We start from the raw sequence: 23172 nt of genomic DNA, 5'->3' as shown, positions 1-23172 counted from the left end.
GCCGCCGGAGGGAGACAGCCATGAAGACCGTAGCGGAGATCCTGAAGAACAAGCCGGATGCCGAGGTACATACCGTAACGCCCGACTGCTCGGTGTACCAGGCCATCAAGACCATGGCCGAGCACGGCATCGGCGCGATCGTCGTGGTGGAGGATGACCGCGTCGTGGGCATGTTCACCGAGCGTGATTACGCGCGCAAGATCATCCTCCAGGAGCGCGCCTCTTCCACCACGCAGGTACGCGACGTCATGTCGACCACCGTCTACTATGCCCAGCCGTCCGACACGTCCGAATACTGCATGGCGCTCATGAGCGACCGCCGCTTCCGGCACCTCCCGGTGCTGGAGAACGGCAAACTGGTCGGGGTGGTGTCCATGGGCGATCTGGTCAAGGACATCATCGGCGAACAGCGCTTCATCATCCAGGAACTCGAGCGCTACATCAGCGGCGAGCACGTCTGATCCCGGCGTTCAGGCGGCGCAGGCTGCACGCAAGGCCGCGCGCAGCTGGGCGGCCTGGGGTTCGTCCACATACGTGAGCTCGATCGTGAGCCGACCGCACGTCTGCGCGTGCCGGCCTACCACGATGGGCGGCTGGTGCGCCGCCAGCGCATCGGCCACGCGGCGGGCCCGCGGCGCGTCCTCGAACTGCAGTGCGATGCGCGGATAGGGGCCGTAGTCCGACCCTTGCAGCACCGTCACGGCACACGCCGGAAGAACCTGCCGCAAGCCCTGCGCATAGGCGCGGGCCCTCGCCTCGTTGCCGGCCTGGATGTGGGCCAGCGCCCGGCCATCGCGTTCGGCCAGGGCCGCCCGCACTCCCGCCAGCGCTTCCTTGGTGGGCTTGAAGCCGCGCCCCAGGCCACGCAGGTTCAGGCGCGCGGCGCGCACCAGCGCCGCCCGGCCCACCAGCATTCCGCAAGTCGGCGCCGCCAGGTACTTGTGTGCGCTGTAGATGGCCAGGTCCACGCCGGCCCGGGCGGCCGGGTCGGCCAGTTGCCAGTCGCGCGCGGCGGCGTCGAGCAGCAGCGGCACGCCATGCGTCCTGCAGGCATGGGCCAGCGCCGGCAGCGCCAGGGGGGCCGGCGTGTCCACCAGCGTGGAGGCCACCGCCACCACCCCGGCCAGTTCCCCCGTTGCCGCCAGCGCGGCCAGCCGCCCCAGCCGCCGGGCCGGCCCGCCTTCCAGCACGGCGACCCGCGCACCGCTCAATTTCAGGGCCTGCACGATGGGTTGGCCATAATCCACGCAGTGCTCGGCCTGGATGGCGATGGCCCTGGGCGGATCGCACTCGGGCAGCGCGGCCACCCTGGCCGGATCCTCGCCCGACAGGCAGGCCGCGGCGGCCAGGCTGACAGCGGCCGCGGCGCAATGGCACAGGCAGGCCGATTCGGCCTGGGCCCGCGCCGCCAGCTCGCGGCCCACGGCATCATGCAGGGCCTCGACATCGACCTGCGCCTGCAGCGCCCGCGCCGCTGCTTGCGCCACGCCGGGGCTGCTGCGCGACACGCCGTAGGGCGTGGGCGTGCCCCAGGCATTGATGACCTCGGGCAATGTATCGGCGATATCGGCCGCAGGGACCACGGCATGCTCCGGTCTGGCTGGCAGGGGCCTGCATTATAAGGTCTTATATAAGATATAAGACACTTGCCCACATCCTGCCCTAGCCTCTACAATCGCGGCCGACAACCCTTTCTCCAACCCGACTTCTGAGCAGGCATCCCATGCTGGAAACGTATCGCCAACACGTCGCCGAGCGCGCGGCGCTGGGCATCCCCCCGCTGCCCCTCACGGCTCAACAAACCGCCGACCTGATCGAACTGCTGAAGAACCCGCCTGCCGGCGAGGAGCAGGCGCTGGTCGATCTGCTCACGCACCGTGTGCCCGCCGGCGTGGACGATGCCGCCAAGGTCAAGGCCTCGTACCTGGCCGCCGTGGCACTGGGCAAGGAATCGTGTGCCCTGATCGATCGTGCCAAGGCCACGGAACTGCTGGGCACGATGCTGGGCGGCTACAACATCGGCCCCCTGGTCGAGCTGCTGGATGACGCCGACGTCGGCACCATCGCGGCCGACGGGCTGAAGAAGACGCTGCTCATGTTCGACGCCTTCCACGACGTGAAGGACAAGGCGGACAAGGGCAACGCCAATGCCCGGGCCGTGCTGCAGAGCTGGGCCGATGCCGAGTGGTTCACCAGCCGTCCCGAGGTGCCGGAAAGCCTCACCATCACCGTCTTCAAGGTGCCGGGCGAAACCAACACCGACGACCTCTCCCCCGCCCCCGACGCCACCACCCGCCCCGACATTCCCATGCACGCCCTGGCGATGCTGAAGAACAAGCGCGAAGGCGCGGCGTTCGAACCCGAGGAAGACGGCAAGCGCGGCCCCATCAAGTTCATCAACGAACTCAAGAGCAAGGGCCACCTGGTCGCCTACGTCGGCGACGTGGTGGGCACCGGCTCGTCGCGCAAGTCGGCCACCAACTCCGTGCTGTGGTGGACGGGCGAGGACATCCCCTTCGTGCCCAACAAGCGCTTCGGCGGCGTGTGCCTGGGCGGCAAGATCGCTCCGATCTTCTACAACACCATGGAAGACGCCGGCGCCCTGCCGATCGAGCTGGACGTGTCCGGGATGGAGATGGGCGACGTCGTAGAACTGCGCCCCTACGAAGGCAAGGCCCTGAAGGACGGCCAGGTGATCGCCACCTTCGAGATCAAGTCCGACGTCCTGTTCGACGAAGTGCGCGCCGGCGGCCGTATCCCCCTGATCATCGGCCGCGGTCTCACCGCCAAGGCCCGCGAAGCCCTGGGCCTGCCGCCCTCCACGCTGTTCCGTCTGCCCAAGAACCCGGCCGATTCCGGCAAGGGCTACACGCTGGCGCAGAAGATGGTGGGCCGCGCCTGCGGGCTGCCCGAGGGCCAGGGCATCCGTCCGGGCACGTACTGCGAGCCCAGGATGACTTCCGTGGGCAGCCAGGACACCACCGGTCCCATGACCCGCGACGAACTGAAGGACCTGGCCTGCCTGGGCTTCTCGGCCGACCTGGTGATGCAGTCGTTCTGCCACACCGCCGCCTATCCCAAGCCCGTGGACGTGAAAACGCACCACACGCTGCCGCAGTTCATCAGCACCCGCGGCGGCATCTCGCTGCGCCCCGGCGACGGCGTGATCCACTCGTGGCTGAACCGCATGCTGCTGCCCGACACCGTGGGCACCGGCGGCGACTCGCACACCCGCTTCCCCATCGGCATTTCGTTCCCTGCCGGCTCGGGCCTGGTGGCGTTTGCCGCCGCCACCGGCGTGATGCCGCTCGACATGCCGGAATCCGTGCTGGTGCGCTTCAAGGGCAAGATGCAGCCGGGCGTCACGCTGCGCGACCTGGTCAACGCCATCCCGCTGTACGCCATCAAGCAAGGCCTGCTGACCGTGGCCAAGCAGGGCAAGAAGAACGTGTTCTCGGGCCGCATCCTGGAAATCGAGGGCCTGCCCGACCTGAAGGTGGAACAGGCATTCGAGCTCTCCGACGCCTCGGCCGAACGCTCGGCCGCCGGCTGCACGGTGCGCCTGAACAAGGAACCGATCATCGAGTACATCAACAGCAACATCGTGATGCTCAAGTGGATGATCGCCAACGGCTATGAAGACGAGCGCTCGCTGGCCCGCCGCATCAAGGCCATGGAAGCCTGGCTGGCAGATCCCAAGCTGCTGGAACCGGACGCCGACGCCGACTATGCCGCCGTCATCGAGATCGACCTGGCCGAGATCCACGAGCCCATCGTGGCCTGCCCGAACGACCCCGACGACGTCAAGACGCTGTCGGACGTGGCCGGCGCCAAGATCGACGAAGTGTTCATCGGCAGCTGCATGACCAACATCGGCCACTTCCGCGCAGCCTCCAAGCTGCTGGAAGGCAAGCGCGACATTCCGGTCAAGCTGTGGGTGGCGCCGCCCACCAAGATGGACGCCCAGCAGCTTACCGAGGAAGGCCACTACGGCGTGTTCGGCACCGCCGGCGCGCGCACCGAGATGCCGGGCTGCTCGCTGTGCATGGGCAACCAGGCGCAGGTGCGCGAAGGCGCGACGGTGATGTCGACCAGCACCCGCAACTTCCCGAACCGCCTGGGCAAGAACACCAACGTGTACCTGGGTTCGGCCGAACTGGCCGCCATCTGCTCGCGCCTGGGCCGCATCCCGACCAAGGACGAGTACATGGCCGACATGGGCGTCATCGACAAGAGCGGCGACCAGATCTACCAGTACCTGAACTTCGACCGCATCGACGACTACAAGGACGTGGCCGACGCCGTGCAGGTGTAATCGACGACGCGAGTGCCGTCCCCGGCGGCACCCCAGACAAGCCCCGGCCCCGGCCGGGGTTTTTTTCGCCTGCCCGCGGCGGCTGAGGCAAACTCTGCACGATGGAATACCTCGAAGACAGGAGACGCCCATGCCCACGCCACCGGATATCGACGCCTATTTCCGCCGCATCGGCTATGCCGGCGCCGCCACGCCGACGGCGGAAACCCTGCGCGATCTCGTCCTGCGCCACGTGCAGGCCATCGCCTTCGAGAACCTGGATCCATTCTTCGGCCGACCGGTGAGCCTGGCGCTGGCCGACATCGAACGCAAGCTCGTCCATGGCCGCCGCGGCGGCTATTGCTACGAGCACAATGGCCTGTTCAGCGCCGTGCTGCGCACGCTTGGATTCGATGTGACGACGCTGTCGGCGCGCGTCCTGTGGGGGCATCCCGACGATGCCATCATGCCGCGCACCCACATGCTGCTCAAGGTAGTCCTGGACGACGCGCCGCTGATCGTGGACGTGGGCTTCGGGGGCCAGACGCCCACGTGCCCGCTCAAGCTGCAGGACGGCCAGCCCCAGTCCACGCCGCATGGCCGTTGCCGCCTCGTGCCGGACGGGCGTGGCTGGCGGCTGCAGGCCGACGTGCGGGGCGAGTGGCGCAGCCTGTACCACTTCGGCCCCGAGCCGGACTTCCCGCCCGATTACGAGATTGCCAGCTACTACCTGTCCACGCATCCGCAATCGCATTTCGTCCCGAACCTGATCGCGGCGCGGGCCACGGCCGAGGGCCGGCTGGCCCTGCACAACCGCGACTACACCCGCTACGGCGCCGATGGCAGCGCCGTGCACCGCAGGCTGGAAAGCGCCGCAGAAATCAGGGAAGTGCTGCGCAGCGAATTCCTGGTGGAGCCGCCCGCCACCGCGGAAGGAGACAGGAAACTCGACGCCCTGCCCTAGCGGGCGGCGTCCAGGACCCTGAAACCCTGCGGATGCCCCGGGGCGGGCCCCGTGACCCGGCTCAGCCTGCGCGGGCGACGTCCGAGAGCCAGCGCGCCATGGCAGTGATCCGCTCGTCCTGGTGGGGCTGCCCGACGAGCTGGACGCCTACCGGCATGCCGTCCACGCAGAGCACCGGCGCCGTGACCGCCGGCGCCCCCAGGTACGAGGAAACACAGCTGAAGGAAACGTCGCCCGTGGGGAAAGGCGTGTCCTTCGCGGCGTCCACGCGCGGCGCCGGTCCGCAGGATGCCAGGCTGATCAGGGCGTCGCAGTGGGTTTCCAGCGCGGCGTGGCGCTGGCGTGCGAGATCGCGCAGCGCCAGCTCCTGCCGGAAGGTTTCGAGGGTCACGCTGCGACCGCCCTCCAGCTGCCGCAGCAGGCTGGGGCCCAGCGTGCCGGGGTGCTGCTCGATGAGATTTTCCAGCGACCAGCGCTGCTCCCACGATATCAGGCGCAGCATGTTGGCGGTGGCGGTGGCGATCGATTGCTCGAAGAGATCCAGCAGGAGCAGGTCTTTCCGCCGGACGATCTCCACCCCGGCTTCCGCCAGCTTGTCGAGCAGCGCCTCGAAGGCCGCCCTTGACTGGGCGTCCAGGCGCGGCCAGCCTTCCGTTTCCATCACGGCCAACCGCCGCGGCTTCTGCGGCGCCGGAACGTCCGGTTCGCCGTAGACACCGGGATGCCCGGGATCTCCGCCCACGCGCGTCACGATTTCCATCGTCGTCGACCACATGTCTTCGGCGCACCCCGCATGGATACCCACATGGGACTGGCTGTAGCCCAGCCTCTCTCCGCGGTTGATACCGCCGAACGTGGGCTTCAGCGCCCAGTTCGCGTTGAAGCTGGCGGGCCGCAGCACCGACCCGACCAGCTGCGAACCGATCGCCACGGGCACCATCTTGGCGCCCACGGCGGCGCCGGAACCGCTGGACGAGCCGCCCGGCGTACGTGCCGGATCGAAGGCGTTGGTGGTGGGTCCCGGATCGAGGAACCCCAGCGCCGTCGTCACCGTCTTGCCCAGGATGATCGCACCGGCATCGCGCAGCGCGCGCACGAGCGCGCTGTCGCGCTTCGGAAAGCTCCCGGCGTAGGCGGGGCTGCCCATCTGGGTGGGCATGTCCTTGGTCTCGATCAGATCCTTGATGCCTACCGGCATGCCGTCGATCTGCGAAAGCGGGCGTCCCGCCCGATAGCGCTCGTCCGATGCCAGCGCCGCAGTCCGCGCGCCCTCTTCGTTCAGGACGACCCAGGCACGGACCTCCGGTTCGCGCTCGCGGATGGTGGCCAGGCAGGACTCCAGGAACTCGGTCGGCCGCAGCGTGCCCGCGAGGAACCGCTCCCGCACGGTGAAAAACGACAGGGGCTGATAGGTGTCGGGGTGATAGCTCATTGACATGCTCCTCGGTGCGTCCGGACTCAGTTGCTTTGAATGCCGGCCCGCGTGATCAGGTCGGTCCAGCGGCGATACTCTTGCTTGAAGAACGCATCGAAGGATTCCGGCGTGCCCGTGTCGACGTCCATACCCACGCCGTCGAGCCGTTCGCGCACGTCGGGCATCGCCAGCGCCTTGATGACATCCGCATTGACTTTGTCTATGACGGCCCGCGGCGTGCCGGCGGGCGCAAACACGCCATACCAGGCCTCGAGCTGCAAAGTCGGCAGGCCGGCTTCCGCGGTGGTCGGCACTTGCTGAAGCTGGGACAGGCGCTGCCTGGACGCGACCGCATAGGCCTTGGCGCGCCCTGCCCTGACGTAGTTCTGCACGTTGCCCGAGGCGAATTGCACCAGCACGTCGACCTCGCCGGAAAGCATGGCGGTGGAGGCCTCGAGCGCCCCCTTGTAGGGTACGTGCATGATGTCCACGCCCGCTTCCTGCTTGAACATCTCGGTATAGAGCTGCAGCACGCCGCCGGAACCGTTGGACGAATAGGTGAGCTTGCCGGGATTGCGCTTGGCTTCAGCAATCAACTCCTGCAGCGTATCGGCCTGGACCTTCGGGTTGGCCAGGATGAGCACCGGGAGGCTGCCTATCTTGCCGATGCGGTCGAATGCGTTGAGCACGTCCACTTTGGCATGCTTGTTGATGGCAGGCAGCGTGGCCAGCTCGTTGAACGTCAGCATGAGGGTATAGCCGTCGGGCCGGGCACGCGCCGCGTAGTCGGTGCCCACCAACGTGCCCGCCCCGGGCTTGTTTTCCACGATCACCGGCTGGCCCCACATCGCCGACAGTTTCGGCGCGATCAGGCGGGCCAGGATATCCGCCGTGCCGCCTGGCGTGGTGGGCACCACGATGGAAACCGTGCGCGACGGATAGGCCGGTTCTTCGGCCGCCCCTGCCCCGGCGGCAAATGCAGCGGAAAAGAACAGCACGCCGGCACAGCGGCGCAGGATTCGCGACTTCATGAATATCCCCTTGGATTGATATTTGGTTGCCCGAAAGCTGAATGCGGCGCAGGAAATGGTAGGGAAGCCGCCTTCCGGCCTCAACCAACTTCTGTGCTGATACGATTTACTTTTTGTTAATCCAACTGACCCGATGGAATCGCTACCTCCGCTCAATGCCCTGCGCGTTTTCGAAGCCGTGGGCCGGGTATGCAGCATCACGGAGGCGGCCCAGGAGCTCTGCGTCACGCCGGCCGCCGTGAGCAAGCAGATCCGGCAGCTGGAAGAGCACCTGCGCATACGCCTGTTCTACCGCCACCACCGCCACATCGCTTTCACGCCCGCGGGCCGCGACTACCACGCCGAGATCTCGCGCCACGTGGCGGGGCTGCGCCGGGCCACGATGGCGCTGCGCAGCACGTCGGGGCCGCGCATCTTCAACGTGCGCGCGCCGCACACCATCGCCATGCGATGGCTGCTGCCCCGCCTGGCAAGCCTGCACGCCTCACACCCCGAGCTGGAGGTGCGGCTGCACACCTCCATCAGCCCGCCGGACTTCGAACGCGAAGACCTGGACGCGGCGATCGTGATGAGCCATGGGCAGGCCGCCGGACTGGTGCAGTACAAGATCATGGAAAACCAGATCGCCCCCGTGTGCACGCCCGGCATGGCCAGGCGCCTGAAGCAGCCGGAGCAACTGCTGCGGGAAACCCTGCTGCACACCCACGCGCGGCCCGACGACTGGCGGACCTGGTTCCAGCATGCCGGACTGCGCATGGCGGAAGCCCACCACGACATGCGTTTTGAATCCTCGGCCCTGGCCTACGAGGCCGCGCTCGCCGGCTTTGGCATCGCGATGGGCCAGAAGGCCCTCGTCGCGGAAGAGCTGAAGGACGGGCGGCTGGTGGCGCCCTTCGAGCCCTGGGTCGACCTCGGCGACTTCAGCTACTACTTCGTCATGCCCAGGGAGGCCTACCTGCGCAAGACTTCCGAGCTGTCCCGGTTCAGGCAGTGGATTGCGTCGATCTCGCTTCCGGTCGCCCCCTCGGCGCCGCCGCAGGCAAGGCGAAGGGGACTGGCAGTGAAATAGCCATGCCCGCAAAACCCTTGTTGCGCCCCGAGTCGGCCGAAAGGATAATACGACAACTTCTTATTCACGATTACCCATTACCGGCCCACCCCATGACCACTCGTTCCACACTTCGCCGGCAGGCGCCGCGTTTCCTGCAGCCCAGGCCGCTCGCCGTGGCAGTCCATGCCGCGCTGTCGGCTTCCCTGCTCGCCACCGTGCCTGCCATGGCCCAGACCGTCCAGGGCGTGGCCACGACGCTGGAGACCACCACCGTCACGGCCGAGTCCATGGGCGTGTCCAACCCCACGCCCGCGGCCTATGCGGGCGGCCAGATCGCGCGCGGCGGCCAGCTGGGCGTGCTGGGCAATCTCGACAACATGGATGCCCCGTTCGTCGTCAACAGCTATACCTCGCAGCTCATCGAGGACCAGCAGGCGCGCACCCTGGGCGACGTCGTGAAGAACGATGCCTCGGTACAGGTGGGCAACGGTTACGGGAACTCCGCCGAGACCTTCTCGATCCGCGGCTTCGCCCTCAACAACGACGACCTGTCGTTCAACGGGCTCTATGGCATCCTGCCCCGCCAGGTGCTGCCCACCCAGATGATCGAGCGGGTGGAGATCCTCAAGGGCGCCAATGCCTTCCTGAACGGCGCGGCGCCCGGCGGCTCGGGGCTGGGCGGCGCCATCAACATCCAGCCCAAGCGCGCCGGCGCCGATCCCCTCACCCGCGCCACCGTGGACTACACCAGCGATTCGCAGGTGGGCGGCAGCGTCGACATCGGCCGCCGCTGGGGCGACGAACAGCAGTTCGGCATCCGGGTCAACGCTGCCCACCGCGATGGCGACACGGCCGTGGACGACGCCGGCGAACGCATGACGGTCGGAACCGTGGGCCTGGACTACCTGGGGGAGCGGCTGCGCGTGTCGCTCGATGCGGGCTACCAGAAGTACCGGTATTCGCAGCCTCGGCCCACCATCCTGCTCAGTGGCAACGAAGTGCCCTCGCCACCGTCGAACGACACCAACTACGGCCAGCCCTGGACATACAGCGAACTCGAGAGCACGTTCGGCGTGCTGCGCACGGAATACGACTTCTCCAGCAACTGGATGGGCTATGCAGCCCTCGGCACCAGCCACGATCGTGAAACCGGCGACTACAGCCAGCCTACGGTGGATGGCGAGGGCATCGGCACCGTCGGCCGCCTGAGCGTGCCCTACACCCGGGATTCGCTCAGCGGCGAAGTCGGCGTGCGCGGCAGGTTCCAGACCGGGCCGGTAGGCCACATGGTGAACGTGGGCGTGTCGCGCCTCGAAACGCGCACACGGCAGGCCTACGAAATGAGCGACCGCAATCCTATCGACATCCACGATCCGGTGTATTTTTCGCGTCCCGCCACCAGCTTTGCCGGCGGAGACATGGGCGATCCGCACATCAGCAGCCGCATGCACCTGACCAGCGTGGCGCTGTCCGACCAGCTTTCCTTCCTGGAAGACAGAGTGCGGCTGACGCTGGGCGTGCGGCACCAGACCCTGAAAGACCGGCTCTACACCAACGAGGGCGTGCCCGACACCACGTACGACAAGTCGGTCTGGACGCCGGCCTACGGCCTGGTGGTGCGCCCGTGGGAACAGGTGTCGTTCTACGTAAACCACATCGAGGGTCTCACCAAGGGCGGCACGGCCCCGTCGAATGCGATCAACTTCGGCGAGACGCTGGCGCCCTACCGCACCAAGCAGACCGAAGCCGGCGTGAAGCTGGACTTCGGCAGCATCGGCGGCAACATCGGCGTGTTCCAGATCGAGCGGCCCCAGGCCCACGTGAACGCGAACAGCGTCTATGAAGAAGCGGGCGAGCAGCGCAACCGCGGCGTGGAACTCAACGTCTACGGCGAACCCACGCGCGGCGTACGGCTGCTCGGCGGCATCACGTTCATGGACACCGAGCTGCGCGGCACGCAGGCGGCGGCACAGGACGGCAACCAGGCCCCGGGCGTGCCGCGCTACCAGGCGGTGCTGGGCGCCGAATGGGACGTCCCCGCCCTCACGGGCCTCACCCTGCAGGCCTACGTGCAGAGACGCGGTTCGCAATACGTGAACATCGACAACACCGCCAAGATCCCGGCCTGGACGCGCCTGGACCTCGGCGCACGCTATGCCACCAAGATCGACGGCCACAACGTGGTATGGCGCGCCGGCGTCGACAACGTGACCGACAAGCAGTACTGGTCCACGGTGGGCAACGACTTCAACCAGCTCACGCAGGGCAAGGGCCGCATCTACAAGCTGTCGATGTCGGTGGACTTCTGAAGCGCGGCAGGCCGCGCAAAAGCGGAAGGCCCCTTATCGGGGCCTTCCTCGGGGCCTTTCTTTCATGGCAGCGCGCGCCGGTGCGACGCGCTTGCGGCTGCCAGGCTGGGACTCAGGCCTGTGCGTCTTCCGACGGCTCTTCCTCGCCGCGCGCCAGGCGCTCGGCGTTCTTGACGCCGGTGTGGCGCACGTCGGCGCCGCGCACCATGTAGATGACGCGCTCGGACATGTTCTTGGCGTGGTCGCCGATGCGCTCCAGCGCCCGCGCAATGAACACCATGTCGATGGCGCGGGAAATGGTGCGCGGATCTTCCATCATGTAGGTGATCAGGTTGCGCAGGGCGGCCTTCCACTCCTTGTCGACTTCCTTGTCGCTGCGCACCACGGCGGCAGCTTGCACGGAGTCGAGGCGGGCAAAGGCATCCAGCGACTGGTTGAGCATGTTGGCGACCTTGTCGGCCATGTGGCGCAGCTCGACCAGCGGAATCTGGCGCTGGTCGTTCTCGTACATGCGGCGCACGGCATTGGCGATCTTGTCGGCCTCGTCGCCGGAACGCTCCATGTCGGTGAGCATCTTGGATACCGCCAGCAGCGTGCGCAGGTCGATGGCGGTGGGCTGGTGGCGCGCCAGGATGAGGCTGATGCGCTCGTCGATCTCGACTTCGTGGCGGTTGACTTCCTTCTCGCGCTCGCGCACCTTCTCGACCAGGTTGAGGTCGTTGGACGTGAGCGCCTCGATGGCCTCGTGGATCATGGCCTCCACGACCCCGCCCATCTGCAGGAACTGGGAGCGCACGTGCTCCAGGTCGGCGTCGAACTGCTTGTTGGTGTGCTCCGTCATGCGGATTCCTTGCATGGGTTGGTGTCACGTGGCGCCATGGCAAACGCATTGCACGGCACCCCGCCAGATTGGCAAGCTTATGACCTGACTATGACAGGATTATTAATCGCCGCCTTCCGCCCGGCAAGGCCATCCGTGCCGGCTTCAGGCCGGACGGTCGAGCCGGCGGACGCCCTGCTGCGTGGCCAGCAGCGCCACGTCTGCGCCGGCCAGGGCGAACAGGCCGCACGTGACCACGCCCGGATAGTCGTTGATGGCCGCCTCCAGCGCCGGGGCATCGGCGATCTGCAGGCCGGACACGTCGAGGATGACGTTGCCGTTGTCGGTGACGAAACCCTCGCGCAGCCGCGGCTGGCCTCCCAGCGCGGCAAGCCGGCGGGCCACGGCCTGGCGCGCCATGGGGATCACCTCCACGGGCAAGGGGAAGGCGCCCAGCCGCGACACCAGCTTCGACTCGTCGGCGATGCAGATGAAGCGCTCGGCCACCGAGGCCACGATCTTCTCGCGCGTGAGCGCGCCGCCCCCGCCCTTGATCATGTGCAGGCGCGCGTCGATCTCGTCGGCGCCATCCACGTAGATCGGCATGCCGTCGACGTCATTGAGGTCGAGCACGGCGAGGCCGTGCCCGGCCAGGCGCGCGGCGCTGCGTTCGGAGCTGGCGACGGCGGCCCGCAGGCGCCCCTTGAAACGGGCCAGCCCGTCGATGAAGAGGTCTGCCGTGGAGCCGGTGCCCACGCCGATCACCACGTCGGGGGCGGCCACGGCATCGACGAGTTCCAGGGCGGCGTCTGCGGCCTGCTGCTTGAGGGCTTGCTGAGAGAGCATGATGATGACTGGAGGCGGATTGCGGTAAAGCGGCCAATTTAGCAGATGCCGGGCCAGGCCCGCGGCCGGCCCGGGCCGGCGCCGGTGTTCTGCCGAGGGCCCGGAGACGCGCCGGGCACGCGGGCAGACTGGCGGGACAGGACTACCGGCCCTGCTCCGCCGGCTCGTCGCCCTCCAGCCCCGGCGCAGCGCCGCCGTCGGGCAGGGCCTCCACCGATTTCAGGTTGCGCAGCATGGCGCGCGTTCGCACCTCGGTCTGGCCGATCTTGCTGCTGGCGCTGTCCAGGGACTTCTTCACGCTGGCCAGCGATTCGCCGAACCTGCCGAATTCCGTCTTGACGGCGCGCAGCACCTGCCAGACCTCGGACGAGCGCTGTTCGATGGCCAGGGTGCGAAAGCCCATCTGCAGGCTGTTGAGCAGGGCGGCCAGGTTGCTCGGGCCGGCCACGTTGACCCGCAGGGCGTGCAGGCGGTCCATCAGGCCGGGCAGGCGCAGCACCTCGGCGTACAGCCCTTCGGTGGGCAGGAACATGATGGCGAAATCGGTGGTGTGCGGCGGGGCCACGTACTTGCCGGCGATCTGCCGCGCCTGGAGCTCCACTGCGCGCGCCAGCGCGGCTGCGGCCGTGCGCGCCGCCTCGGCGTCGGCCGCTTCCTGCGCATCGACCAGGCGCTCGTATTCTTCCTTGGGAAACTTGGCGTCGATCGGCAGCCATACGGGCGCGCCGCCGTCGGCCCGGCCCGGCAGGCGGATGGCGAACTCCACCACCGCATCGCTGCCCGGCACGGGGCGCACATTGGCGGCGTACTGCTCCGGCGTCATGGTGTCTTCGATGAGGCGGGCAAGCTGCACCTCGCCCCAGGTACCGCGCGATTTCACGTTGGTGAGCACGCGCCTGAGATCGCCCACGCCCGCGGCCAGCGTCTGCATCTCGCCCAGGCCCTTGTGCACCGCCTCCAGCCGCTCGGACACCAGCCGGAACGACTCGCCCAGGCGCTGCTCCAGCGTGGCGTGCAATTTCTCGTCGACGGTGCGACGCATGGCTTCCAGGCGCACGCCGTTGTCTTCCTGCAGCGCCTGCAGGCGCTGGTCGACCGTGTGGCGCACCTCCGCGATGCGGCGATCGTTCAGTTCGACCAGGCCGCGCAGCTGTTCCCCCAGCTGGCTGGAAAGGCGTGCCAGCGACTCGCCCGACTCCGCCCTGGCGGCGCGCGCCTCGCGGCCGAGGGCGGCACGCAGGTCTTCGTGGCTCTGGGCCAGCTCGGCACGCAGGCCGCGCATGGATTCGGCCAGTTCCGCGCGCAGCCCGCGGTGGCTGTCGGAAACCTCCGCGCGCAGGCTGTGCTCGGTGCGGGCCAGGCCGTCGTGCCAAGCGCGGCTCCAGGCATCCGCGCCGGCCCGGGCACGCCACTGGTTCCACAGGATTGCCAGCAGCGCCAGCACCGCCGCGCAGGCGGCCACCCAGAGCAAGATCGTTTCCAGCGTCAAGTCGATGCCTCCAGAAAGCCCGATTTTAGGCGGGCTCCGCCCAGGCGGGCGAATCGGCGACGTTGCCGGCGCGCCGGGCTATGCCAGGACGGCGCCGCTGCGGTCCACCCACACATAATCCCGTCCGGCCTCCTGGCCACGCCGCAGCGGGTTGCGGGTGCAGAAGGCCGCATAGGCCGGATCCACGTAGCGCAGCATGAGGTGCTCGTCGCGCCCCGCAGGAATGCCCAGGCGGCGCGTGCATACCATGCGGTCGACGACGGCGCCCACGTCTTCGACGAAGAAGCACGCGGGATCGAAGCGGCGTGCATCCCAGTCGGGCACGCGCAGGCCCAGCGCGCGGCACAGCAGGGTCTGACCTGCGCACAGCCGCGCCGGCGGCCTCGGTGCGCCGCCGGCATCCGGATTCAGGGCCTGCATGCGGTGCAGCGCGTCGGCGCCCGAGACCTCGTCGACCCAGGGATGCGCGGACTTGACCAGCACGGCATTGCCCGGGCCGCCCGCGCTGAAGTTCAGCGAATCGCCGCCCCGGGCGTAGTACATGTAGATCGTGCCGCCGTCCATGAACAGCGCGCGGCGCTTGGGGGTATAGCCGAGCGAGGCATGGCTGCCCTTCTCGTGCAGGTAATAGGCTTCCGTCTCGATGATGCGGGCCGAGAGCCACAGGCCATCGAGCCGCCGGCGGATCACCTTGCCCAGCAGTTCCCGCGCGACCTGGGCGGCATCGCGGTCGAAGAAGGCGTCGGGCAGCGCAGCGCCCGGGTTGCGGGCGGCCACGGCGTCAGGCGAAGCGCTCACCGTAGCGTTTCTCGGAGAAGCCCACGCTGACTTCGCCGTCGGAGGTGACGGTGACGGGCCGGCGCACCAGCGCCGGGTATTCCGCGATCAGGGCAGTCCATTCGGCATCGCTGCCGGCTGCCTTGCGGGCGTCGGGCAGCGCGCGCCAGGTCATGGAGGTGCGGTTGACCAGTTTCTCCCAGCCGCCGACCTTGCCGGCCCACGCCTTCAGCGTGGCAGCCGGCACGGGATGGTCGCGGTAATCCACGAATTCGTGCGCAACGCCGTGGGCGTCCAGCCAGTCGCGCGCCTTCACGCAGGTGCTGCACTTGGCCAGGCCGTAGAGGGTGGTCTTGCTCATGACTTGAGGCTCTCCTTGCGCCACTGCAGGCGGTTGGCCACGATGACGCAGGTACCCACCGCCAGGATGAACAGCGTGGCCAGGGCATTGACCTCGGGCTTGAGCCCCAGGCGCACGCGGGAAAAGACTTCCATGGGTAGGGTCGAAGACCCGGGCCCGGACAGGAACGACGCGATCACCACGTCGTCGAGCGACAGGGTGAAGGCCAGCAGCCAGGCCGAGACCAGCGACGGCACGATGAGCGGCAGCGTGATGCTGAAGAAGACGCGCACCGGCGGCGCGCCGAGGTCCAGGGCGGCCTCCTCGAGCGAGCGGTCGAGCTCGCGCACCCGCGCCTGGATGACGACCGCGACGAACGCCATGCACAGCGTGACGTGGCCCACCCAGATCGTGAACATGCCGTTCTCGGCGGGCCAGCCCAGCGCCCCGCGCAGCTCGACGAACATCAGCAGCAGCGAGATGCCGAGCACCACCTCGGGTATCACCAGCGGCGCGCTCAGCATGCCGACGTACAGCGCGAAGCCGCGGAACCGCCCCATGCGGCCGAGCACGTAGCCGGCCCAGGTACCGATGATGGTGGCGGCGGTGGCGGTGAGCACCGCGATCTTGAACGACAGCCAGGCGGCGCCGAGCAGCGCGTCGTCCTGGAAGAGCGACCCGTACCAGCGCAGCGAGAACCCGCTCCAGGTGGTGACCATGGGCGAGTCGTTGAACGAGAACACCATCAGGCTGACGATGGGCACGTAGAGAAAGAAATAACCCAGGCCCAGGGCCAGGGCGCGCAGCGTTCTGTTCGGGCCCTTCATGCGCGGCCTCCCCGCTGCAGTTCCTGGGTGCGCACCTGGCTGTACTGGAACAGCGCCAGCGGCACCAGCAGCAACAGCACCATCACGCAGGTCACGGCCGACGCCATGGGCCAGTCGGTGTTGTTGAAGAACTCGTTCCACATGACCCGGCCCATCATCAGGGTATCGGCGCCGCCCAGCATCTCGGGGATGACGTACTCGCCCACGCAGGGAATGAACACCAGCATCGCGCCGGCGACGACGCCGGGCCGCGACATCGGCAGGGTGATGCTCCAGAAGGCCCGCCAGGGCCTGGCCCCGAGGTCGTAGGCCGCCTCGAGCAGGCGCAGGTCGAGCTTCACCAGGTTGGCGTAGAGCGGCAGGATGAAGAACGGCAGATAGGCATACACCATGCCGATGTAGACCGCCAGGTCGGTGCGGTAGATTTCCAGGGGCGCCGAGGTCAGGCCCAGCGCCATCAGGGCCTTGTTGAGCAGGCCGTCGTTGCGCAGGATGCCGACCCAGGCATACACGCGCAGCAGCAGCGAGGTCCAGAACGGCAGGATCACGCCCAGCAGCAGCACGTTGCGCACCGCCGGAGACGAGCGCGCGATGTAATACGCAATGGGGTAGCCGATGAGGATGCAGCACACCGTCGTGACGGCCGCCATCTTCACCGAATTGAGATAGGTGGCCACATACAGGCTGTCGGTGAAGAGCAGGATGTAGCCGCGCAGGTGCACGCTGATCTGGATGGCCTCGTCCTGGAACTCGGCCAGCGGCGTATAGGGCGGGATGCCGAACTGCAGCTCGGCGAAGCTGATCTTGAAAACCAGCAGGAACGGCACCAGCAGGAACAGCACCAGCCAGAGGAACGGCGGCACGATCGCCAGCGCGCGATGCGACGGCGTCCAGCGACGCGGGACCAGCTGCTTCATGATGCCAGCACCGTGGCGCTGTCGGCGTCCCAGCTGACGAAGACTTCCTCGTCGACGCCGGGAGCGTCCATGCGCGCCAGCACCAGGCTGGGCACGCTGGCTTCCACCGTCTTGCCCGAATCCAGGCGGATCTGGTAGAGGGCGTAGCCCCCCATCCATGCCATGTGGCTCACCATGCCGTGGGCCCAGTTGTAGTCGCCCTGCGGCTGCTCGCGCGAGACCTCGAGGCGTTCGGGGCGGATCGACACGTGCACCTCCATGCCCAGGGGTTCGCTCACGCCATGGCTGACGTAGAGCGGCCGCGTGAGCTCCTCGCATTCGATGGCGACGTGGTCGGGCTCGTCCACCACGATGGTGCCGGTGAACAGGTTGGTGCTGCCGATGAAGCCCGCCACGAAGCGCGAGTTGGGGAAGGCGTAGACGTCTTGCGGCGTGCCGCATTGCACGATCTGGCCTTCGGTCATGACGGCCAGGCGATGGGCCATGGTCATGGCTTCTTCCTGGTCATGGGTGACCATGATGCAGGTGACGCCGACCTGCTCCAGGATCTTGACCAGCTCGATCTGGGTCTTCTGGCGGATCTGCTTGTCGAGCGCCGACATGGGTTCGTCGAGCAGCAGCAGCTTGGGCCGCTTGACCAAGCTGCGGGCCAGCGCCACGCGCTGCTGCTGGCCGCCCGAGAGCTGGTGCGGCTTGCGCCGCGAATAGCCGGCCATCTGCACCAGGTCGAGCGCCTCGAACACGCGGTCGTGGATCTCGGCCCTGGGCACGCCCTCCTGCTTCAGGCCGAAGGCCACGTTGGCCTCGACCGTCATGTGGGGAAACAGGGCGTACGACTGGAACATCATGTTCACCGGCCGGCGGTATGGCGGCACGGCGGTGATGTCCTCGCCATCGAGCAGGATCTGGCCCGACGTGACTTCCTCGAATCCGGCCAGCATGCGCAGCAGCGTGGATTTGCCGCTGCCGGAACTGCCCAGCAGCGCGAAGATCTCGTTGCGCTTGACCGCCAGGTTGACCGACCGCACGGCCACCACGTCGCCGAATATCTTGACGACATCGGCAACCTTCACGAATTCGTCCGGATCCCCGTGCTGCGCCGTATAGCGGCTGTCGCTCATGATGCTATCGCCCGGACTTCAGTTCTGCCCACATGCGGGTCTGCAGCCGCTGCACGTTCAGCGGCTGGGCCTTGATGACGTACAGCGTCTTGGAGACCTCGGGCGGCGGATAGATCATGGGGTTCTCGGCCACGTCCTTGTTCACGTACTTGCGCGCCTCCTTGTTGGCGTTCGGGTAGAACATGGTGTTGGTGATGGCCGCATGCACCTGCGGGGTCTCGATGTAGTTGATGAAGGCATGCGCCTCCTCGGGATGCGGGGCATCCTTGGGGATCACCATGAGGTCGAACCATGCCGGCGCCCCGCCCTTCGGGATGAAGTAGTCGATCTCATACGGCTGCCTGGCTTCCTGGGCGCGGCGCCGGGCGATCATCACGTCGCCGGAGAAGCCGTACACCATGCACAGGTCGCCGCCGGCCAGCTCGTCGATGTAGCCCGACGAGCTGAACTGGCGGATGTAGGGGCGGATCTTCTTCAGCAGCGCCAGCGCTTCCTTGTAGTCGTCGGGATTCGAGCTGTTGGGGTCCTTGCCCAGGTACTTGAGCGCGGCCGGGAACACCTGGGCCGCCTCGTCGAGCATCGAGATGCCGCACTCCTTCAGCTTGGCCGCGTTGTCGGGGTTGAAGAGCATGTCCCAGTTGCCGAGCTCGACGCCCTCGCCCAGGATCTGCCGGACCCTGGTGACGTTGAAGCCCAGCCCGTTGGTACCGTAGCCCCAGGGAATGGCATGCTCGTTGCCCGGATCGACCGTGGCAACCAGCGCCATGATGTCGGGATCCAGGTATTTCCAGTTGGGGATCCTGGACTTGTCGAGCTTCTGGAACAGGCCGCCCTCGATCTGGCGCGAGGCGTAGTGGGTGGAAGGCACGACCACGTCATAGCCGGACTTGCCGGTCAGCAGCTTGGCCTGCAGCGTGTCGTTGCTGTCGTAGACGTCGTAGCGCACGCGTATGCCCGTCTCTTTCTCGAAGCCGGGGATGGTGTCGGGGGCGGTGTATTCCGCCCAGTTGTACACATTGACGACCTTTTCCTGAGCGGCCGCCGGCGTGCCCGCCGTGGCCAGCAGCGCAGCCGCGAGCGCCGCGCCCATTCCCGCCGAGAATTTCATCGCGTATCCCCCTGCCGAAACCCGTTGTGAAAAAACCAAAAGGCGAAATGATAAAGCCTTTCGAGACGGCCCTGCCAGGCGGAATTGCCCGCAATCCCCACGCCGTTTCAGGCGCCGCCGGGCCACTGTGCGCGATAGGCTGCGGCCACGGCCTGCCAGCAGCGCTCCCCCGCCGCATCGGCCACCTTGCGCAGGGATCGGCGCAGCCGCGCCAGGTTCGCCTCACGTCCGGCCGCCCCGACGCCGCCCGACGTGGCGCGGTCGAAATCGATCAGCCATACCCGCCCTGCGGCATCCAGCAGGATGTTGTAGGCGTTGAGGTCGGCGTGCCAGACGCCGGCGCGGTGCATGCGCACCAGCGCTGCGGCCACGACCGCCGGGTCGGCGTCCAGCGCCTGGGCCAGCGGACGCACCTCGGGAATGCGCTCGACCAGGATGGCGGCGCGGTAGAACGGGCCGCGGCGCCAGTAGCCGGCGGCCAGGGGGGCGGGCACGGGCAGCGCCTGGGCGCGCAGCGCAGCCAGCACACGGTATTCGCGGAAGCTGCGCGTGCGCTCCTCTCCTTGCCACACATAGGCATCCCGGCTGACGCGGGCCGCCAGCCCGCCCCGGCGGTAGCCGCGCAGCACGCCCTCCCAGTCGTGTCCCGCCACGAACCACGCCGCCTGCCGCCCGCCGGCCTGTACCGGACGTGCGTCCGCGCCATAGGTTCCGGGCTCCAGCAATCCGGGTCCGGCGGTCTCGCCCACCCGGGCAGCGTCGTACAGCATGGCGCCGGACGGCGCGCCAGCCCAGGCCAGGCGCCGGACGGACCCTGCAGGCAACTCAGCCGGCACGATTGCGCATCCAGTCGGCCACGCCGTAGAACGCATGCAGGATGCGGTCGAGCAGCGCGGGCGGCACGCCTTCGTCCTGCATGGCGCGCCCCATGCACGCCACCCATTGGTCGCGCTCCTGCTCGCCGATGGCGAACGGCAGGTGGCGGGCCCGCAGCCGCGGGTGGCCATGGCGCTGGACGTACAGGTCGGGCCCGCCGAAATAGCCCGAGAGGAACAGGAACAGCTTTTCGCGCGCCGAATCCAGGCTGGGGCCATGCACCGCCCGCAACGCGGCGAAGTCGGGCTCGGTATCCATGAGGTCGTAAAAGCGCTCGACCAGCGCGCGCACGGCCGTCTCGCCGCCCAGCAGCTCGTACAGGGTCTTGGTGGTATCCAGCGGCTCGAAAACCGGTTCGACCCGGGTGGTGGCAGTCATCAGGCTTCTCTCAGGGTGATCAGGGGCGGCGTACGCAGTACGCCGCGCAGGGCCAGCGCGCCGCCGGCCCAGGCCCCGGCCATGCCGGCCACCGGGCCGGCCAGCCACGGCCACAGGCTGAATGTCATGGCGAATTGGAACACATGGACCGCCAGCGCCCACGCCACGGCGCTGGCCCCGAGCGCGGCCAGCAGCCCTGCCAGGGCGCCCACGGCCAGCAATTCCAGTCGCTGCGCCCGCGCCAGCTGCGCACGGGTGGCGCCCAGCGCGCGCAGCACGGCGGCCTCGCGCACCCGTTCGTCGCGCGTGGCGCTCAGGGCAGCCGCCAGCACCAGCACGCCTGCCAGCAGGGTGAACAGGAACAGCAGCTGCACGGCCTGCGCCACCTCGCCGAGCACACGTTGCAGCTGCTGCAGGATCGCGCCCACGTCGAAGACGGTGAGGTTGGGGAATTCGGCCACCAGGTCGCGCAGCGCGGGGGCCTTGTCGGCAGGCAGGTGGAAGGAGGTGATCCAGGTCTGCGGCATGTCGGCCAGCAACGGCGGCGAAAGGATGGCGAAGAAATTCACCTGCATGGAGTCCCAGTCCACCGTGCGGATGCCGCTCACGCCGGCTTCCACCACCTGGCCGGCCACGTCGAAGCCCAGCCGGTCTCCGAGCTTCAGCCCCAGGGACCGGGCCAGGCTGGATTCCAGCGACACCTCGGCGGCATCGGGCCGCAGCCAGCGGCCTTGCTCCAGCCGGTTGTAGCTGGGCAGCGCATCGCCGTACGACAGGTTGAATTCGCGGTCGACCAGGCGCTTGGCGCGCGGCTCGTCGTAGTCGGCCGGGCTCACCGGCCGCCCGTTGACGCTTACCAGCCGGCCGCGCACCATGGGCCAGAGCCGGGCCTGCTCCAACCCGGCCGCGGCCAGCCGCGCCGACACGGCCTCGCGCTGTTCCGGCAGCACGTTGATCAGGAACCGGTTGGGCGCGTCGTCGGGCAGGGTACGCTGCCAGCCGGCGATCAGGTCGGTGCGCGTCATGGTGAGCAGCAGCAGCGCCATGATGCCCACCGCCAGCGCGCACACCTGCGTGATGGTGGCAGCGCGCCGGCGCACCACGCCGGCCAGCGCGAAGCGCAGGGAGGGCAGGCCCCGCGCCAGCCCGCGCAGGCGGGCCAGGGCCAGCACGCACAGCCAGGCCACCAGGGCGAACAGCAGGAACGCGCCCAGGAAGCCGCCCGCCACCACCGCGCCCAGCCTTGCGTTGCCGGCGAACCACCAGATGAGCAGGCCCAGCCCCGCCGCGCCCGCCGCATAGCCGGCCAGGCTGCGCAGGGGAAGCCTGTCGACCTCGCGGCGCAGCACCCGCGCGGGCGGCACATGGCGCAATTGCGCCAACGTGGGCAGCGCGAATCCCAGCAGCATCAGCAGGCCGGTGAGCAGGCCTTGCGCCGCAGGCACCACCGATGGGCCGGGCAGGCGCGTGTCGATCAGGCCGGCCAGCGCCACGACGAGCAGCTGCTGCACGCCATAGCCCACCAGGCAGCCGGCCAGGGACGCCAGCAGGCCGACGCAGAGGAACTCCGCAGCCAGCATGCGCGTGATGTGTCCCTGGGTGGCCCCCAGGCAACGCATGACCGCAATGCCGTCGCGATGCCGCACCATGAAGCGGCCGGCCGCCAGCGCCACGGCCACTGCGGAGATCATCACCGCGAGCAGGGCCACCAGGGCAAGAAAGCGCTGGGCACGGTCCATGGTCCGGCGCACTTCCGGGCGGCCCGACTCCAGGGTGGAGAGCTTCTGCCCGCGCTGCAGACGCTCGCCCAGCCAGGCGCGATAGCCGCGCACGGCCTCGGGCTCGCCCGCAGCCAGCATGAAGTAGTCGAGGCGGCTGCCCGGCGCCACCAGGCCGGTGGCGTCCAGGTCGGACAGCCGCATCATCACGCGCGGCGCCACGTTGACGAACTGCAGCCCGCGGTCGGGCTCGTAGGTGAGGATGCGTGCCACGCGCAGCCGCGCATCGCCCAGGCCCAGCGTGTCGCCGACATCTGCGCCCAGCAACGCCAGCAGTTGCGCGTCGACCCAGACCGTGCCCGGCGCCGGCACCTCCCGGGTGGACGCATCGGGCCCGCCGGGCTGCTCGGCCACGCGCAGGCTGCCACGCAGCGGGTAGCCCGGCTCCACGGCCTTCAGCGATACCAGCTGGGCGCCGCTGGCCCCGCCCGCCATGGAGGGGAACTGCATGGCCGTGGACACCGCCAGTCCCCTGCCCCGGGCCTCGTCCAGGAAGCCGACGGGAATGGGCTCATCGGCCTCGAGCACCAGGTCGGCACCCAGCATCTGGCCGGCGTCGCGCTCCAGCGCCCGCCCGACCCGGTCGGCCAGGAACCCCACGCTGGTGACGGCCGCCACCGCGATCACCAGGGCGAACACCAGCAGGCGCAGCTCGCCGGAACGGCCGTCGCGCAGCATCATGCGCAGGCCCAGGCGCAGGGCACCGGCGGGGCGGCCCGCAGCGGCCGGCTTATCAGGGAAATCCATCATCGCGCAATCGTAACCAATACAGGGCGTGGCAGGGGAATCCCGCTATCATGCGCCCAGGGCAGATCCTGCACCGCTGCCGAAA

20 protein-coding genes are annotated in these 23172 nt (G+C 68.4%); 5 read left to right on the top strand and 15 right to left on the bottom strand.

Annotation, left to right across the window (positions count from 1 at the left end; all coding sequences use genetic code 11):
* The first annotated feature begins 20 nt into the window (after nt 1-20).
* A complete protein-coding gene (locus ACYBYQ_RS07060; RefSeq protein ID WP_459618049.1) occupies nt 21-461 on the top strand; it encodes a CBS domain-containing protein in 441 nt (146 codons plus the stop codon).
* A 9-nt stretch (nt 462-470) separates the two neighbouring features.
* Here the strand turns inward: ACYBYQ_RS07060 and ACYBYQ_RS07055 are convergent, their stop codons facing one another.
* Entirely contained in the window at nt 471-1583 is a 1113-nt protein-coding gene (locus ACYBYQ_RS07055; RefSeq protein ID WP_459618048.1) for a hypothetical protein, read from the bottom strand.
* A 140-nt stretch (nt 1584-1723) separates the two neighbouring features.
* On the opposite strand from ACYBYQ_RS07055, the gene acnB reads away from it, so the two are divergent.
* On the top strand, nt 1724-4315 hold the full coding sequence (gene acnB / locus ACYBYQ_RS07050) for a bifunctional aconitate hydratase 2/2-methylisocitrate dehydratase (RefSeq protein ID WP_459618047.1): 2592 nt from the start codon (nt 1724-1726) through the stop codon (nt 4313-4315).
* A gap of 130 nt (nt 4316-4445) precedes the next feature.
* Nucleotides 4446-5258: an arylamine N-acetyltransferase family protein gene (locus ACYBYQ_RS07045; protein WP_459618046.1), complete on the top strand. Its 813-nt coding sequence runs from the start codon at nt 4446-4448 to the stop codon at nt 5256-5258.
* A gap of 61 nt (nt 5259-5319) precedes the next feature.
* Here the strand turns inward: ACYBYQ_RS07045 and ACYBYQ_RS07040 are convergent, their stop codons facing one another.
* Together ACYBYQ_RS07040 and ACYBYQ_RS07035 are read right to left on the bottom strand one after the other, a co-directional pair.
* Nucleotides 5320-6690 (bottom strand): amidase, encoded by a 1371-nt coding sequence (locus tag ACYBYQ_RS07040; RefSeq protein ID WP_459618045.1) that lies wholly within the window; start codon nt 6688-6690, stop codon nt 5320-5322.
* Between the two features lie 26 nt (nt 6691-6716).
* The gene (locus ACYBYQ_RS07035) at nt 6717-7703 is read right to left on the bottom strand and encodes a tripartite tricarboxylate transporter substrate binding protein (protein ID WP_459618044.1); all 987 of its coding nucleotides are present in this window, start codon (nt 7701-7703) and stop codon (nt 6717-6719) included.
* 133 nt (nt 7704-7836) lie between these two features.
* On the opposite strand from ACYBYQ_RS07035, the gene ACYBYQ_RS07030 reads away from it, so the two are divergent.
* Both ACYBYQ_RS07030 and ACYBYQ_RS07025 read left to right on the top strand, forming a co-directional pair.
* Complete coding sequence (locus ACYBYQ_RS07030) at nt 7837-8772, top strand: LysR substrate-binding domain-containing protein (protein ID WP_459618043.1); 936 nt, start codon at nt 7837-7839, stop codon at nt 8770-8772.
* A gap of 92 nt (nt 8773-8864) precedes the next feature.
* Nucleotides 8865-11063 carry a TonB-dependent receptor gene (locus tag ACYBYQ_RS07025; protein ID WP_459618042.1) on the top strand — a complete coding sequence of 733 codons (2199 nt, stop codon included), beginning with the start codon at nt 8865-8867 and terminating at the stop codon, nt 11061-11063.
* A gap of 112 nt (nt 11064-11175) precedes the next feature.
* Here the strand turns inward: ACYBYQ_RS07025 and phoU are convergent, their stop codons facing one another.
* From phoU to ACYBYQ_RS06965, 12 genes are all read right to left on the bottom strand, one after another.
* On the bottom strand, nt 11176-11904 hold the full coding sequence (gene phoU / locus ACYBYQ_RS07020) for a phosphate signaling complex protein PhoU (RefSeq protein WP_459618041.1): 729 nt from the start codon (nt 11902-11904) through the stop codon (nt 11176-11178).
* A gap of 144 nt (nt 11905-12048) precedes the next feature.
* The gene (gene rpiA, locus ACYBYQ_RS07015; RefSeq protein WP_459618040.1) at nt 12049-12729 is read right to left on the bottom strand and encodes a ribose-5-phosphate isomerase RpiA; all 681 of its coding nucleotides are present in this window, start codon (nt 12727-12729) and stop codon (nt 12049-12051) included.
* Between the two features lie 142 nt (nt 12730-12871).
* On the bottom strand, nt 12872-14224 hold the full coding sequence (locus ACYBYQ_RS07010) for a DNA recombination protein RmuC (protein ID WP_459618720.1): 1353 nt from the start codon (nt 14222-14224) through the stop codon (nt 12872-12874).
* A gap of 72 nt (nt 14225-14296) precedes the next feature.
* Entirely contained in the window at nt 14297-15016 is a 720-nt protein-coding gene (locus ACYBYQ_RS07005) for a DNA-3-methyladenine glycosylase (protein WP_459618039.1), read from the bottom strand.
* Entirely contained in the window at nt 15000-15356 is a 357-nt protein-coding gene (locus ACYBYQ_RS07000; RefSeq protein ID WP_459618038.1) for an arsenate reductase, read from the bottom strand. Before ACYBYQ_RS07000 ends, ACYBYQ_RS07005 begins: the two co-directional genes overlap by 17 nt.
* Nucleotides 15353-16162, bottom strand: a complete 810-nt coding sequence (locus ACYBYQ_RS06995) for an ABC transporter permease subunit (RefSeq protein ID WP_459618037.1) — start codon at nt 16160-16162, stop codon at nt 15353-15355. The genes ACYBYQ_RS07000 and ACYBYQ_RS06995 overlap by 4 nt, the downstream gene beginning before the upstream one ends.
* Nucleotides 16159-17079 (bottom strand): ABC transporter permease subunit, encoded by a 921-nt coding sequence (locus tag ACYBYQ_RS06990; protein WP_459618036.1) that lies wholly within the window; start codon nt 17077-17079, stop codon nt 16159-16161. The genes ACYBYQ_RS06995 and ACYBYQ_RS06990 overlap by 4 nt, the downstream gene beginning before the upstream one ends.
* Nucleotides 17076-18200, bottom strand: a complete 1125-nt coding sequence (locus tag ACYBYQ_RS06985; protein ID WP_459618035.1) for an ABC transporter ATP-binding protein — start codon at nt 18198-18200, stop codon at nt 17076-17078. The genes ACYBYQ_RS06990 and ACYBYQ_RS06985 overlap by 4 nt, the downstream gene beginning before the upstream one ends.
* Nucleotides 18201-18204: 4 nt before the next feature.
* Entirely contained in the window at nt 18205-19308 is a 1104-nt protein-coding gene (locus tag ACYBYQ_RS06980) for a polyamine ABC transporter substrate-binding protein (protein ID WP_459618034.1), read from the bottom strand.
* Nucleotides 19309-19415: 107 nt separating this feature from the next.
* Entirely contained in the window at nt 19416-20180 is a 765-nt protein-coding gene (locus ACYBYQ_RS06975; protein ID WP_459618033.1) for a 3-deoxy-D-manno-octulosonic acid kinase, read from the bottom strand.
* The gene (locus tag ACYBYQ_RS06970; RefSeq protein ID WP_459618032.1) at nt 20134-20562 is read right to left on the bottom strand and encodes a group II truncated hemoglobin; all 429 of its coding nucleotides are present in this window, start codon (nt 20560-20562) and stop codon (nt 20134-20136) included. Before ACYBYQ_RS06970 ends, ACYBYQ_RS06975 begins: the two co-directional genes overlap by 47 nt.
* A complete protein-coding gene (locus ACYBYQ_RS06965; RefSeq protein ID WP_459618031.1) occupies nt 20562-23090 on the bottom strand; it encodes an ABC transporter permease in 2529 nt (842 codons plus the stop codon). Before ACYBYQ_RS06965 ends, ACYBYQ_RS06970 begins: the two co-directional genes overlap by 1 nt.
* Nucleotides 23091-23172: the final 82 nt, after the last annotated feature.

The sequence above is a fragment of the Bordetella sp. 2513F2 genome (assembly GCF_054642735.1).
Note: the sequence above shows the minus strand (reverse complement) of the source record. Positions and strands in the feature narration are given on the sequence as shown.